The sequence below is a fragment of the Sphingobacterium sp. NGMCC 1.201703 genome (genome assembly GCF_047784615.1).
GTDB lineage: Bacteria > Bacteroidota > Bacteroidia > Sphingobacteriales > Sphingobacteriaceae > Sphingobacterium.
This window is the reverse complement of record NZ_JBLOHD010000002.1, coordinates 1-13,922: the sequence shown is the minus strand read 5'-3', so window position 1 is coordinate 13,922 and position 13,922 is coordinate 1. Positions and strand designations below refer to the sequence as shown.

Sequence of the window (13,922 nt, the reverse complement as noted above, 5' to 3'; positions counted from 1 at the left end):
AATAGCACATTTTAAAGTAAACCAAATAATTATGAAATTAACCCGACTGTTTTCCTTGATAGTTCTTTGTGCAGCTTGTAAAAAAGATAATCAGTCCTACGAAGAGCTCTATAAAAAGGCTGATGAAAAAATTGTTGAAATTGAGGAGTTGATCAAGACATCATCTTGTAGCAATCTCAGCAGTTTGCGAATTGATAGTGTTATTGGTGGGTATAATGGTGGTTACAATGCTGTTTACAGATACTTTCCCGTAGGTAATGAGACAAAAAATGCCTACAACAAACTGAAATCCGAGTATATGTCATTGTTGGAGGCCGCTAGAAAATTAGATGAACGGCCAATATTGACTATGTTGGTTGAATCTGAGCCTCATTTTGGAATTGGTTGTATGGATGGTTCTCCGAAAGTACTGTTGGCATCAGATTTTAACCTCGAGCAAACGAGAGAAAAATTGAATACGAATATAAGCGCATTAGAAACTTTCTATGCTAACCCAATCTGTGCTGACCCGAGTAATTGGTATGCGCTACCGATAGTTAAAGACTGCAAATTGAAATATGTACTATTTCAAAATGATTCAAATAACGAAAGCAGAAGGGATTTTAATGCTATTTATCGTCAACATCAAGCCTTATCTCGTAGACTGGCTAAATTGGATCCCAACTATGTAAAATGTGAAAATTTACTTGCTTCTCCCAAAGGCGTACGTTGTGAAAACAATAAACCGGTGATAGAAGAATAGCAGATTGCCGTAAATTTTATTTTATTGAATCTTTCTCATCATATGTATCCGCTTTCTTTCGAAATTGATTGGGGGCTATGCCACATTGCTTTTTGAATGCGACCGAAAAGGACGAGGGCGAAGAATATCCTGTTCTGAAGGCAATCTCCTTAATGGATAGATCAGTTGTTTTTAATAGGGAGATTGCTTCTCGAATATGTACTTTTGTTGCAAATTGGAAGAGGCCCATGCCAAATATGTTCTTAAATTCCTTTTTCAGTTTATATTCATTGACACCGAATTTGATAGCTAATTGCTCGATTGTATAGAATTCTCTGGTATTTTTCACGATGAAATCCTGGATCGTATAGAATAAATTGGCATCAGTTTCTCCAAAACTACCGCTCATATCGCTTTGCGTTTCTTCTTGATCGATCCATTCAAATAGTAATTGTAGTAGGATCATCGTTCTACCTTTCATAAAGTACTGTCGTTGAATACCTTTTTTGCGACAGGATCTCATTTCCTCAAGGATATGAAGCATCTGTGGACTGATTGGAATGCCGTCTTCGACAAGTCGGACAAAATTATTCTTGTCAACCTGAGCGATAAATAAATCTATCAGCTGTGTTTCCGCAACAAACTGATGGAAATAGTCAGATTCCACATAGATATCGAAATTGCGATAAGCGATACCTTTCCTGAAAAATATTTCCACATCTGATTCAGATGGTGTGAAATAGATATAATTATGCTGCGGTAGATAGCTATTGTACTTTTTGTTAATGCTGTCTTTTAGCACATGTTGATTCAGGAAAAAGGCGACCTGAATATAGTTTTTTGTCGAAGTTTTATACGTTAATGTGATGTCTTGAGCATAGGTATATGCGTAATCTCTAATGATAAATTCTGGGCTTTCGTAAATATAGGTTGTCGTAAAACTGCCTAATGGGGTTTTCAGATGTTTTACGGTTTGCTCATCCGCGTCCTGATCGTAAAAACATAATACTTCATCCATCAGTTCCCGATTTGTTTTAATTGCTCCCATTTTCTAATGTTTTTCTCCCGAATTCGAAATTTGATTGCCCAAATGTGCTCTACTTTTGCGGTGTAAATTTAATTATATTAATTCTAAATAATAGAACATGTTAAAGAAAAGTATCCTTTGGAGCATCTTGGTTTTACCCACTGTTGTATTGGCACAAAGCGGCAAGACAGAAAAAGGGAAGAATAAAATAAATCCTGCAGTTGACTCCATAAAGGTGGATAGTACAAAATCCTATGTGCTATCGACAGCGAACGTTGTTGCTAACAGAACAACAATACCTTCTTCGACCTTACGTCTTGGTGAAAACCTTTTGGTGACACCGCAAAATATTCAGGTTATCGATCAGCGTCTGCTCCAGGATCAGATGATATTAACGACTGCGGAAGGTTTGTCGCGCAACGTAAGTGGTGTGCGAACGATCACGCATCAGGAAGAGGGCAGTGTTGGAATTGCTGTACGTGGATTTCAAGCATCAAATCTTCGGAATGGGATGGACGTAAGTGGTAGTTTTGGACCACTACGTGAAGACATGGCTTTTGTGGAGCGTGTTGAATTCGTGAAGGGGCCGGCAGGCTTTATGATGGGTAATACGCAGCCTGGCGGTTTCTATAATATCGTGACCAAAAAGCCGTCTGGAAATAATCAAAGAACAGCGCAAATGAACTTGGGAAGCTACAATTTATTACGCGCCGCGGTTGATATTGACCGGCGCTTGAGCAGTGATGGTAAGTTTTTAGGCCGGTTTAACGTTATGGGAACCAAGAAAGGAAATTTTCAGCAAAATGTCGCTCACGAACAATTTGTTCTGAACCCATCCTTTAAGTATAATGCCAGCGAAAATACGAATGTAATATTTGAATATATTCTCTCACAAAATAATTTTGAGGGTGGATTTGCAAAATATGCCTATGGTATTGATGGTTTTAAGGAGGTAAAGAAGAACTTTTCATTTAGCGATCCAATTATAGATCCGACCAAGTCTTGGGAACACAATATTTTCGGAACAATTAATCATAATTTTAACGAAGATTGGCTGTTGACGGCACAGTTCGGTTATGTCCGTTCCGAAATGGAAGGTGCTTCCCTATATGCGAATTACAATACGATTGCTTTAAAAGATGGTGCTGATGGTGTAAAAAAGGGGGATGTAACACGCAATCTCAGTATAAACGATGCATTGAATACATCGACTGTCGGGCAGGTATTTACGCGGGGTAAATTCAAAACAGGGGAGATCAGCCACCATATTCTTGCTGGATTAGACATGGGCAAGAAATTCTATGTGGCGGATTGGTCCGAAGCCGGTAGTATTATCGATCCCAGCAAAAGGCTGCCGGTCAATTCCGATGGAGAGGTGATCTTTAATATTTATAATCCTATCTATGGCAATTTGACCAAGGATATGTTGCCAGTGTATGATCGATCCAAGTCATTGCGGGAACGTGGCGCCAATTATCTATCGGATTATTCGTATACTTCTGTCCATATTCAGGATGAAGTCCATTTTTTAGAGGATAAGTTGAGGATTGCCGCCGGCCTAAGGTATACGGAGACGAAGAAAGTGTCTATGGCCAATAAGGGTAATGAAGTTAAAAATGAGGCATTTACACCGCGATTTAGCGTGGCCGGGCTGTTGACGCCTACGTTTACTCTCTATGTGTTGTATGACGAGACATTTCAGGAACAGACTGGGGTATTGTTGAATGGGGGAACTGCCGATCCATCCTACGGACGAAATAAAGAGGTCGGCCTGAAGAAAACCTGGTTTCAGAATAAGTTGATGACCAATTTGACCGCTTATCATCTGACAAAGACCAATATGCTTACTGCGGCGGGAGTTGAGAATCCCGGAAAGTTTGAACAATCTGGCGAAGCAACTTCAAAGGGAATCGAATTGGATGTCAACGGGATTATTAACAAAAACTGGAATCTGGTATTCAATTATGCCTATACTGACGCCAAGGTTACGAAAGATAAAGATCCCAAAAAGATCGGTGGAATGTTATACGGTACAGCCCGTCATATTAGCAATGCATGGATAAAATATACCATTACAGAAGGGAGTTTAGAAGGCCTTGGATTTTCCGCAGGGTACGAATATCAGGCCAAGCGTGCGACCTGGCCAGTTGTACAGGATCACAAATACCTACCTGATGATTTGTTATCTATAGATTTGGGGGCGTCCTATCAAAAACATCACTATCACATTGCACTTCTGGTCAATAATGTGACAAACCGCTATAATTACGTCGGTTTCTATCCCGGAGCCTGGGGCTATACCCACTATGGATGGCGGGTGGTCAACCCGCAGGGGTTCAGGTTAAATCTCGCCTATAAGTTCTAATGAAAACAGGATACGTTAATAATTTGTTTTCCTAAATCTTACCTAAGGGTGCCCTAAAAATTGGCACCCTTATTTTTCTACCTCTTGTTACAGATCCTGCAGTGGTTATTATAATTATTTACAGGTTTTAATCAGGACAAAAAGAATCAATTCCTATGCAATCTCATGGGAGCGTAGAGGCACAGGCCTTTTAATAAATGACCGGCTTTATCAAGGCTTGACAAGCGCTACCTCTGGCCTAGGGAACAGCCCTCGTTGTATGGGAGTAAATACCGAAAACCGAGTACCAGAGGTACTAAATACAAATCATTTTGGTTACCCTAGAAGATGGGGTTGATGGAGCAATTTTAAAGGCGAAGTTGAAGAGTAGGGGATTCGAATCCGCGTATTTCGGGTAAAATCTGAATGTAGTCATCAATTGTACTATTATTTCCTGTTTTTGTTCTATTAATTGAGGTTTTCGTCCTATATCTAAACGCAAGGTGAATACTAACTTTATTGCCAACGAAGAATCTATTGAGTTACTGTAGCAGTAAGGTATAGATTGGATTACAACAAAATTTATAGCTATGATAATTAACGGAAGACATTTGGAAAAAAAAAATGAAGAAGAAACAATCCTTGAATTTAAAACGCTTATTGAGCAGTATCTTCATAAACACAAACGATTGGATTTTTATTTGTCCAAGCTCAATATTTCGAAGTTGGAATTAGAGCGAATATCCGCTGATATATTGGGTTTATCTCCTGCAAAGTTTTTACGGAATTTTATAGTGGAGCGCATTAAGAAAGATTTGACAACAACGGAAATTCGCATGAAAACCCTGTGTGACAAGTATGGCTTTGCTTCGGCATCGACATTGACACGGTTTGTAAAATCGAGCACTGGTATGACTCCTAGCCAGTATAGGGCACTTAAGTATGAAAAATAGCTGGCTATCCAATAGGGCTACCTACTACCCATTGCACCTTTCGTCACCCTTTGGTTCACAGCTTCCTTTTGTGAACTAAGGGTTTTTAATCCTAAAATCAGGTTTAAGACTATCTGAATTTCTAATCCTTCATCGTGAGCAGGCTGTACTTTAACCAATCAAATCAACGCTCCTCGGCAGGCATGTGGAGAGTCTGCAAAAAGCTACACTGCTCGCAGCCACAATCTTTGATTTTTGTACTATAATAAGGTATTTCTAACATTACCGCTAGGGTTTATTACCTAATTTGCGTTTTTTCAATTTAGTTGTTTTTATTAAATAATTGTAAATAAAATACCCTAAAATAAATATAAAACCTTCTCCTTACTAACTTTTATGATAAAACGTATAACTACGCTAAACTGCTGAAAGTCATATTTCTATTGATACATACTTTCACTATTAGCACCCTTCTTGTAGTACCATGTACAGATCAACCTTAATAATATCAATTTAAACAAAAGAGAGGATAAGTTATGGACAACTACAATTTAAATGTACTGATTAATGAAAAAAGAGGTATGTTAAATCACTTTGCAACAAAATTTACCACCGATCCGGATGAAAAGGAAGATCTGATTCAAGAGACTTGGATCCGGGCCCTAAAATCTCTCGATAAGTTTGTACAGCATCCTAAATTAATGAGCTGGTTGTATGTGATTATGAAACATGTTTATATTAATAAGTACCGTAAGACAAAACGCGTTGATGAAATTCAGGATACATATGTTGCTTTAGAAAGCTCCAATAATATAGTCCATAATAAGGAAGTTAATAAATTTATGGCAGAAGATATTGAAAAAGCGATGTGTAAGTTAACACCTGAAAACTATGAGATCTTCCGCTTGTTTTTGGAAGGTTATAAATACCATGAGATTGCCCATTACTTTAATATGCCAGAAGGAACGATAAAGACGCGGATTCATGTATCCCGTAAAAAATTACAGAAGCAGCTTAAACTATATAAATTGAATTAACTTTTCGTTTATCTTATCATTATAAAGTGAAATCAAACTTCAGCGCGTGGACTCCACTAAAGGCTTCCCTTGTTGTTGTTTGATTTTTTAGTAATTCACACTTTCATACGTTCTGTAACCGTCTTATAGCGACTTGCTTATTTCGCTGTAGAAGCGAAAAGATAAAATAATTGCCAACCCGATAAGGGGTTGGACAATACAAATACTCTTTACATCGCAATTTTCCCGCCTGTAACAGCGATTGTGGCTCCAGCGATATAACTGCTCTCTTCAGAGGCCAAGAATACATAAGCCGGCGCAATTTCGGCCGGTTGTGCGGGTCTTTTGATAGGGCTGTCCTTCCCGAAATTCTCAGGTTCGGGCATCGTTGAAGGGATCAAGGGGGTCCACACCGGACCGGGAGCAACCGCATTGACACGAATTCCTTTGTCCTGCTCGAGAAGCATCTGCGCAAGATTGGCGGTGAAATTCTGAATGGCGCCTTTGGTTGCAGCATAATCGAGTAGCACGGCGTTGGGATGATAGGAATTGACGGAGGCTGTATTGATGATCGAACTCCCAGCCTCCATATACGGGACGGCTGCCCTACATAAATAAAACATACTGCGAATATTCGTTTCAAAGGTGCGGTCCCATTCTTGGGAGGTCAGCTCCTCCAGCGTTTTATGGGCCATCTGGTATGCGGCATTATTGACAAGAATATCTATTCCTCCCAATTCTCGAACAGTGAGATCGATAAGTTCGTTAGCATAGGTTTCGTCCCGTAAATCACCTTTGGAAAGAATGGCTTTGCGACCAACTTTTTCCACCAGACGGGCAGTCTCGGCGGCATCTCCGTCCTCCATATCATAGCCGTAGCTAATTACTAGATCTGCCCCTTCACGCGCATAGGCAATGGCTACCGCGCGGCCTATCCCTGAATCTCCACCAGTGATGATGGCGCGGGCCCCTTTAAGCCTTCCGCTGCCGACATAGCTTTCTTCACCATGATCGGCCAAAGGCTTCATTTCGGCTTCAATGCCGGGCACCTGTTGTTCTTGTTTAGGAAAAGGTGGAACTGGATATTTCGTGTGTGGATTTTTAAATTGTGTCATAGTATTGATTTTAAGTTTAACTTATCTCTCGCTAAAAAGAACCGCAGGAAATTCGAAATAGTTCATAAAAATTATAAACCTAATCGTCATTTCTATTTGATGGCAATCGAGTCATCACCGGCATAGGCGGCTTTTTCGATTATTTTTTCGAAAAATTTAACCCTGGCAGTTGACCGGATCAATATGAAAGTGATGGAATAGTAATGCGTTATTTCCAGGTTATCCGTACTGTACCCGTTCCTGCTAGCTCAAACAGGTCAGGCGATTTTTCTTTAATGGTCTGATAGTTGGATTTATTTTTCTGTCTGACTTCAAATGTTGAAAGCCCTATTTGGGAAGTGCGGATCAGCCTGATCGTACACTTGAATCGAGAACTGCCCGTCAGATCGAATGAGGCTGACCTTTTGCTGGTCTGAAAGTTTGTGACCGGATAATCTATAAAGATAAGTATATCTGGATCAGCTAGCCTGTAATATTGTCGCGGAACAATCCCAAAGGCGAGACCCGCGCCGTATACTTCCTGACCAACGGTTCCGTTTTTTTCCCAGCCGTCGTGGAGATCTTCAAGGGGAATCCATAGATCATTTTGAACTTCTCCCGTCTTAACATCCTCCGAAATTATTTCACGAGGTAACATTGGTGGAAAATAGTAAGCTAACCTATCCAGCGCATATTTAATAAATTCTGGAATAAGTATTTTTAAAGCGGGAAGAATTTCTATTCCATTGCTGACCTCCAGGTAATGATGAAGGGCTGCAAACACTTCCAATTCTTCATAAGCGGCTGTATATGGCGCATCATTTAATGGAAAAATGCCAAAAAAATAGGGGAAATTTTGCCCATATCCGTAATCACATTCCCAAATCTGGCAGTTTTTAAATATACCTGCCAGACAGCAGTAACTCAATTCTAAGTAGCGTGATTCTCCCGTTTCTTTGTACATTTCGACCAATGCGGCTGCAGCAAAGGTGGTATTATTGGCCTGATAGAAGATGTCAAAAGCCAAGCCATCCAGGCTTTTTAAGGCTTTTTCGGCCTCACGAATAAATCGTTTTTCGCCTGTTAGGTGCCAAGCCATCAGCATCACATGAGCATAGGAACCCGGAACATCTTTTTCACCGCCCTTCCCAGGCGAAGTTTCCGCTTTTAATACTTCCAGGGTCGTCATTTTATAAAACACCGGCCAGTTATATTCAAAATGTTTGGCTACATGAATAGCGTAATCCACTGAATCCAAAAAAAGCTTTCTTGCCGTCTGCGCACCCCGTAATGCCAATCGCGCAAGATTCAACAGCGGATGGTGAAGATACCAGGAATCCATTACCATTTCACGTTTCTGTTCCTCGGATTTGTCGAGCTTGTCTTCGAGTGCTGGATGCCAGCGTACAATAGTTTTTAGCTGTTCGTCGTAAAACACGTTCAGTCCGCTATCCAGATCATTAAAAAGCGGATGATCAGAACCATCCCATGTCAAATATTCCTGTAATGGCAAAAGTACGGCCAATTGCACCATAATTTCACTAGGGGTTTCGTAATCTGCTACATAGGCATTTAGAAAAGGAATACCATTGGTTTGAGTCCAGCAGCCCTTATTATGATAGAGATCGTTCATTACATTCTTGGCGATCGCTATCCAGTCATGATATTTTGGTTGGGGTTTTGGTATGAGGGTATAAATGCTGGATAAATGATCGAGAAATTTTGTAGCAATGTCATTATCCGCTACGGGGATATGCTGGTCCAACAAAACAAATGCATCGGATAGGATATATTCGGTATCCGCTGGAAGCGGCTTTTGAGCGTTTATGGGAAGCTGGAAACCTATCTCTGGCCAGTTCCCACCTACAGTTTCCCGAAGGGACGCTTCGGTTGCCTGGCAATATGCCGATATTGCCGTCAGATTTTGGAAATAAAACACCGAACCGACAGTCGGCTTGGTCATGCTAAAATAAAGCTGGCCCGACCTTGTTCCTACTTGATGTGTATGAATAATACCGGCCGTATTTTGGACATTCCCTTCCTTGGTAAGAGGAGCGATATCCCGTGGCCAGAAGGGTATCAATATTGGTAAGTTTCCCCGAAAGCTGGTTGTATAACGAAATACTGCTTTTTCATTAGCAGGAATCGATATAGTCATACGATAGTATCCTAATCGCGTGGTAGCGGTTACAAGAATTTCATTAGGCTTCTCGTCGATATTTACTTTTTCAAAGTTACTATTCATTCCAAAGGCCAGTCTGAAGGCGATCCGCCCACCATTTGGCCAGGTGGAAACTAACCATATGGAATCTCCGGTATTGAATAGTTTGATATTGTAATTTTCAATAGACAGTTCACATATATGCGTATGTCTACCGATATCTGCTTGAACGGTTGCCATCCATGGTGTAACAGGGTTTATCATAGTATCAAAATTAAAGCTTCTTTTCTTTGGCCTATTATTCCCAACTAGCTGATGAAGCGTGCTGCTCCAGCAAAAGTTTTATTAAATATTTCAAATCTCGCGAGTGAGAGATATATGGTTTGTCAAATGGAAGATATATTAATATAAACTGTTAGCTATTTAAAGAAAAATAATTTAGTGCAAACAAACACATGTTAGTTCTTGTCCTTTTAGTGAAGACTGCTTGTCCCAGTCATGAAGAAAGTTTTTTTTAGCTAGGTTCTTTCCAACCTAGCTATTTTCTTTTATACCGCTTCGGTTCGAACACCTTGGGCATCGGCATAGCTATTATTTATGGCTTGAAATGATTAAAGTCTTGTTGGCTTCTTTACTACATAAAATAAACCTTGCGATGCCAAAATTTGATGCACTATTTTGGGAGGAAACGAACACCTTGCTGTTCCGTCTTTTTTGCGCTTAAGGAGAGGTCAGAATTAAAATTAAAAATGCCCGAAGATTCGGGCATTTTTAATCGTTAGGATGCAGACTCGTTAACGCTGGAGATCGCGATATCTGTCAGCAGGCTATCTGTTTGTTTTTCTTCGTCCAAGGTCTGTTGGAGCAGTTGTTCAGCTTCGCTATGCTCCATAAGTTTTGCATAAGTCACCAAACAGCCGTAGCTGGCAATTTCATAATGTTCTACTTTTTGTGCAGCCGAAATAAGTGCTGCATCCAATGCAGGGTCGCCTTCAAAACTGTCGATAATCTCGTCAGCTTCCTCTAACAAACCTTCCATTGCCTTGCATTTTTTGCCTCTTGCACTCATATTCATACTGGAGAAGACCTCTTTTAAACGTTCAACATGGCCTTCTGTCTGGTTGTAGTGTTGATCAAATGCTTGCTTCAGCTCATCGCTCTCGGCTGCCTTGCTCAACTTTTTAAGACCTTTCAAAAGTTGTTTCTCCGCACCCAGGATATCTTTTAACTCGTCTACGAATAACTCATGTAAATGCGCATTTGGCATTTGTTGATTGTTTTGCGTTGATGTTGCCATAATTTTAATATTTTATAATTTCATAAAGGGAACATCGCTAGAAAAGTGTTGGTTTGATTCTTTTTAAAATCATTTTTAATTGAAATGCTTTATTTCAAAAAATTTCGTATTGTCTGTGCATTGGCGGGCGCAAAAGCCTGCTGGTCGTTATCAAAATAGAGGTAAATATCTTTTCCTTCTTTTTGATAGTGTGTGCAGTAGTCCGCCCAATCTTTTAAATTTTCCCTTGTGTAGCTCCCTTCATATTTGTTTCCTGGACCATGCAGACGAATGTAAACAAAATCTGCCGTCAGCAGTCGTGGGCTTTGATATCCAGCAAGGTCATAAATGCAATAGGCGCAATTGTGCTGCTCAAGTAGTTGGTAAACTTCTGCCACATTCCAGGAATGATCTCGAAACTCAAATGCAAACCTGTGATCGGCAGGCAACAATTTTAGAAAATACGCCAAACGTTCTGGATTAACCCGCCATTTTGGTGGCAATTGAAATAGGATAGGTCCTAGTTTTTCCCTCAGGGAAGACGCCCTTTCGATAAATTGGTCGATGTCCGCAGGTTCGACGTGAAGTTTTTTCAAATGTGTGATAAAGCGGCTACCTTTTACCGCAAACACAAAGTCCTCAGGAACCTGTTTATACCAGTTTTCAAACATTCCCGTTGTAGGTAACCTATAAAATGAATTATTAATCTCTGCGGAATAGAAATGTTTCGAATAATAATTCAACAGGTCTTCGTTCTTAAGCCCCGCCGGATAATACCTGTTTTTCCAATGTTTATAATGCCAACCTGATGTTCCTACATAAATCTTTCCCTTTTTCATCTTCGTATTGTTAAGCTTACAGGAAATGAACAGGGCTATCAATTGAATGGTTGGCAAAAAATAAAGATTAGGAATAAAAGGCTGTTGAAATGATGCCCTATAAATTAAAAAAGGCAAATCATTTTATGATCTGCCTTTTTGGGTAAGTAATCGGGCTCGAACCGACGACCCCTAGAACCACAATCTAGTGCTCTAACCAACTGAGCTATACCTACCGTGATTTTGATGTCACAAAAGTAGTATTATACGCCCTATCTTCCAAATGTTTTTTAAACTTTTTAATTAAACAATTGTCTATCAAATGGTATATTTTTATCAGATGGTATGATAAGGCGGTAAAAGATAATATTCGCGTAATATTTTCGCTGCAAATATCCATTATTGGACCTTGGTCTATTATTTGTACATTACTATTTATGGGAAAATTTTTAAAATTTTTAATTATCGTAGCCATTTTGGCAGTGGGGGCTTGGTTTGTTTATCAAAAGTATAACAGTGGACCCAGAGTGGAAAGTAAACACCAGCTTTTGGTGGACCGTATTGAAGCCATGGGGAAATTGGAATTGGTCAAATACCGTTACAGCGATGTCGTAGAACATAAAAACATCAATACTTTTTTGCCTACGGCTAGCGTTTTGCTTATTGTGAAGGCTGATGCCGTTGGTTGTGTTAATTTAACAAAACTGACACCCGAGGATATTAAGGTGGTCGGAGACTCTGTTTCGATTAAACTGCCAGCACCGGAAATTTGTTACATCAAGATTGACCACGAGGCCTCAAAAGTCTATGATACGAAGATGGCTTTCCTAAGAGAGGCAGAACTGGTTGATGAAGCCTATAAAACTGCTGAAAAAGCGGTAGCCGATGATGTGAAAAAATCCGATATTCTGCAGCAGACCAAAGCAAACGCAACTACGGTCTTTAAACCATTATTACAAGGATTGGGATTTTCAAAAATCAACCTGACATTCGAATAAATTCACTGCTTGTTGGGTAAAATAAAAAAAGCTAGACACGGAGGTGTCTAGCTTCCTACAATAAATCTATCTCCGGCCGTCTCCCGACGGAAGAGCACATAATTATGCTATTATCACTGGATGAACAATAATCAAAACCATATCGTTTTATTTTTTTGCAGATGTGTCTGGTTGTGGCGTAGGCGGAATATCACCTCGCGATTCCCTTGAATTCGTATCTCTATACTGGATTGTTGTCGTGTCATTTGGTACAGAATCACGCATTAATTCACTGGATTTCTGATCAGTGGTTTTACCATTGCATCCGTAAATTGCGAATAGAATGGCTGATGTCGCCATAAAGGCTTTCGTTGTCTTCTTCATAAGGATTACATTTATTAATCTGTTGCGCGCTGTTGAGCAGGCATTGTATTAATAGAACAGCTCCATCTCAAAAGTCGTTTAATTTTTTAAATTTTAGTTTTTTTGATTATCTATTCGATAACCCCCCGTCTTAGTAGCTCTATACGTTGATATATTTTTGTAAAAAACTTTTTACAGTTTACTTATGTTCCTATTAGTATAGATAATAAGTTCATGTAAATTGGAAATTATGATACAGTTAATACTTGTAGACGACCATCATTTAGTGAGAAATGGTTTTCGACTAATTTTGGAAACTCAAAAAGATATGGCTGTATTGGCTGATGTCGAGAGCGCGGAAGGAGCTTTGGATTTGTTGGCACAAAATAAGCTCCCGGATATCATTTTAACGGACGTGAAAATGGAAAAAATGAATGGCATCACATTCATAGGACGTATCAAGGAAAAATATCCGCAAATCAAAGTACTTGCCCTTTCGATGATGAACGATATACAGACAGTTTTTGAAGTGTTACGTGCTGGCGGAGACGGTTATCTCGTCAAAGATAGTTCCGCTGATGAGGTCGTCTTTGGGATTCGCCAGATTGCGAACGGAGAGAAATACCTAAGTGTTTCATTAGGCCTTTCCTGTATAGAGAATTACAGACTATACATGGAAAATAATCCGGATAAAGGGTTTATAATGACTAAATATGATATCTCTGAACGGGAATTGGCTGTGCTTGAATTGATTTCAGAAGGCTATACCAATGCAGAGATCGCTGACCGTATATTTTTAAGTAAACGTACAGTGGAAGGACATCGGCAGCGCCTGATCGAAAAAACGAGAACGAGAAATACAGCTGAATTGGTCAGATTCGGTTTTCATAATATGCTTTTACATTAATAAAATAAATAGTTATGGCGACAAAAAATGAAAATAGACTGGTTGGAAAAGAAATGGAGAAAAAGAAAAAAGTGAAACTTGGTACCGATGGTGAAGTGTTAAAAGATGTGGATCATAAGGATAGGGGAGACGCTGAAGCGGGAGTGGATCCGCAGGTTGACCAACTGAATGATATGCCAAATGATCCTACGGACCGGCCCAAAGAGAAAAGGAAATAAAGAAAGGGACTGTCCCACTAAGTGTGTAAATAAAAAATACGGAGTTCAGTTATGTTCCTTATAACTGG

The 13,922-nt window shown here is 39.7% G+C and carries 13 protein-coding genes and 1 tRNA gene; 7 read left to right on the top strand and 7 right to left on the bottom strand.

The window, feature by feature from the left end; all coding sequences use genetic code 11:
- The first annotated feature begins 31 nt into the window (after nucleotides 1–31).
- A complete protein-coding gene (locus ACK8HY_RS05290; RefSeq protein WP_416132974.1) occupies nucleotides 32–742 on the top strand; it encodes a hypothetical protein in 711 nt (236 codons plus the stop codon).
- Between the two features lie 16 nt (nucleotides 743–758).
- On the opposite strand, the gene ACK8HY_RS05285 is transcribed toward ACK8HY_RS05290, so the two are convergent.
- Entirely contained in the window at nucleotides 759–1,769 is a 1,011-nt protein-coding gene (locus tag ACK8HY_RS05285) for a helix-turn-helix domain-containing protein (protein WP_416132973.1), read from the bottom strand.
- A 97-nt stretch (nucleotides 1,770–1,866) separates the two neighbouring features.
- On the opposite strand from ACK8HY_RS05285, the gene ACK8HY_RS05280 reads away from it, so the two are divergent.
- The 3 genes from ACK8HY_RS05280 to ACK8HY_RS05270 all read left to right on the top strand — a co-directional run bounded on the left by ACK8HY_RS05280 (nucleotide 1,867) and on the right by ACK8HY_RS05270 (nucleotide 6,061).
- Nucleotides 1,867–4,113 (top strand): TonB-dependent siderophore receptor, encoded by a 2,247-nt coding sequence (locus tag ACK8HY_RS05280; RefSeq protein ID WP_416132972.1) that lies wholly within the window; start codon nucleotides 1,867–1,869, stop codon nucleotides 4,111–4,113.
- Nucleotides 4,114–4,703: 590 nt separating this feature from the next.
- A complete protein-coding gene (locus ACK8HY_RS05275; protein WP_416132971.1) occupies nucleotides 4,704–5,045 on the top strand; it encodes a helix-turn-helix domain-containing protein in 342 nt (113 codons plus the stop codon).
- Nucleotides 5,046–5,560: 515 nt separating this feature from the next.
- Nucleotides 5,561–6,061 (top strand): RNA polymerase sigma factor, encoded by a 501-nt coding sequence (locus ACK8HY_RS05270; protein WP_416132970.1) that lies wholly within the window; start codon nucleotides 5,561–5,563, stop codon nucleotides 6,059–6,061.
- Nucleotides 6,062–6,270: 209 nt separating this feature from the next.
- On the opposite strand, the gene ACK8HY_RS05265 is transcribed toward ACK8HY_RS05270, so the two are convergent.
- The 5 genes from ACK8HY_RS05265 to ACK8HY_RS05245 form a co-directional block, all read right to left on the bottom strand.
- Nucleotides 6,271–7,155, bottom strand: coding sequence for an SDR family oxidoreductase (locus tag ACK8HY_RS05265; protein ID WP_416132969.1), 885 nt, complete (start codon nucleotides 7,153–7,155; stop codon nucleotides 6,271–6,273).
- 208 nt (nucleotides 7,156–7,363) lie between these two features.
- Complete coding sequence (locus tag ACK8HY_RS05260) at nucleotides 7,364–9,559, bottom strand: hypothetical protein (protein WP_416132968.1); 2,196 nt, start codon at nucleotides 9,557–9,559, stop codon at nucleotides 7,364–7,366.
- Nucleotides 9,560–10,073: 514 nt separating this feature from the next.
- The gene (locus ACK8HY_RS05255; protein ID WP_416132967.1) at nucleotides 10,074–10,592 is read right to left on the bottom strand and encodes a ferritin-like domain-containing protein; all 519 of its coding nucleotides are present in this window, start codon (nucleotides 10,590–10,592) and stop codon (nucleotides 10,074–10,076) included.
- An 89-nt stretch (nucleotides 10,593–10,681) separates the two neighbouring features.
- Nucleotides 10,682–11,410 carry a DUF72 domain-containing protein gene (locus ACK8HY_RS05250; protein WP_416132966.1) on the bottom strand — a complete coding sequence of 243 codons (729 nt, stop codon included), beginning with the start codon at nucleotides 11,408–11,410 and terminating at the stop codon, nucleotides 10,682–10,684.
- A 141-nt stretch (nucleotides 11,411–11,551) separates the two neighbouring features.
- Nucleotides 11,552–11,625, bottom strand: a tRNA-His gene (locus tag ACK8HY_RS05245).
- 201 nt (nucleotides 11,626–11,826) lie between these two features.
- Between ACK8HY_RS05245 and ACK8HY_RS05240 the strand changes: the two genes are divergently transcribed.
- A complete protein-coding gene (locus ACK8HY_RS05240) occupies nucleotides 11,827–12,387 on the top strand; it encodes a DUF4230 domain-containing protein (RefSeq protein ID WP_416132965.1) in 561 nt (186 codons plus the stop codon).
- 147 nt (nucleotides 12,388–12,534) lie between these two features.
- Here ACK8HY_RS05240 and ACK8HY_RS05235 read toward each other — a convergent pair whose 3' ends face one another.
- Entirely contained in the window at nucleotides 12,535–12,750 is a 216-nt protein-coding gene (locus ACK8HY_RS05235; RefSeq protein ID WP_416132964.1) for a hypothetical protein, read from the bottom strand.
- A gap of 229 nt (nucleotides 12,751–12,979) precedes the next feature.
- On the opposite strand from ACK8HY_RS05235, the gene ACK8HY_RS05230 reads away from it, so the two are divergent.
- Nucleotides 12,980–13,636, top strand: coding sequence for a response regulator (locus tag ACK8HY_RS05230; RefSeq protein ID WP_416132963.1), 657 nt, complete (start codon nucleotides 12,980–12,982; stop codon nucleotides 13,634–13,636).
- A gap of 14 nt (nucleotides 13,637–13,650) precedes the next feature.
- Nucleotides 13,651–13,854 (top strand): hypothetical protein, encoded by a 204-nt coding sequence (locus tag ACK8HY_RS05225; RefSeq protein WP_077433121.1) that lies wholly within the window; start codon nucleotides 13,651–13,653, stop codon nucleotides 13,852–13,854.
- Nucleotides 13,855–13,922 lie beyond the last annotated feature (68 nt).

Bases quoted from the DNA above. Each gene is read 5' to 3' on its own strand.
- ACK8HY_RS05290 (WP_416132974.1), top strand. From the start codon at position 32: ATGAAATTAACCCGACTGTTTTCCTTGATAGTTCTTTGTGCAGCTTGT.
- ACK8HY_RS05285 (WP_416132973.1), bottom strand. From the start codon at position 1,769: ATGGGAGCAATTAAAACAAATCGGGAACTGATGGATGAAGTATTATGT.
- ACK8HY_RS05280 (WP_416132972.1), top strand. From the start codon at position 1,867: ATGTTAAAGAAAAGTATCCTTTGGAGCATCTTGGTTTTACCCACTGTT.
- ACK8HY_RS05270 (WP_416132970.1), top strand. From the start codon at position 5,561: ATGGACAACTACAATTTAAATGTACTGATTAATGAAAAAAGAGGTATG.
- ACK8HY_RS05265 (WP_416132969.1), bottom strand. From the start codon at position 7,155: ATGACACAATTTAAAAATCCACACACGAAATATCCAGTTCCACCTTTT.
- ACK8HY_RS05260 (WP_416132968.1), bottom strand. From the start codon at position 9,559: ATGATAAACCCTGTTACACCATGGATGGCAACCGTTCAAGCAGATATC.
- ACK8HY_RS05255 (WP_416132967.1), bottom strand. From the start codon at position 10,592: ATGGCAACATCAACGCAAAACAATCAACAAATGCCAAATGCGCATTTA.
- ACK8HY_RS05250 (WP_416132966.1), bottom strand. From the start codon at position 11,410: ATGAAAAAGGGAAAGATTTATGTAGGAACATCAGGTTGGCATTATAAA.
- ACK8HY_RS05240 (WP_416132965.1), top strand. From the start codon at position 11,827: ATGGGAAAATTTTTAAAATTTTTAATTATCGTAGCCATTTTGGCAGTG.
- ACK8HY_RS05235 (WP_416132964.1), bottom strand. From the start codon at position 12,750: ATGAAGAAGACAACGAAAGCCTTTATGGCGACATCAGCCATTCTATTC.
- ACK8HY_RS05230 (WP_416132963.1), top strand. From the start codon at position 12,980: ATGATACAGTTAATACTTGTAGACGACCATCATTTAGTGAGAAATGGT.
- ACK8HY_RS05225 (WP_077433121.1), top strand. From the start codon at position 13,651: ATGGCGACAAAAAATGAAAATAGACTGGTTGGAAAAGAAATGGAGAAA.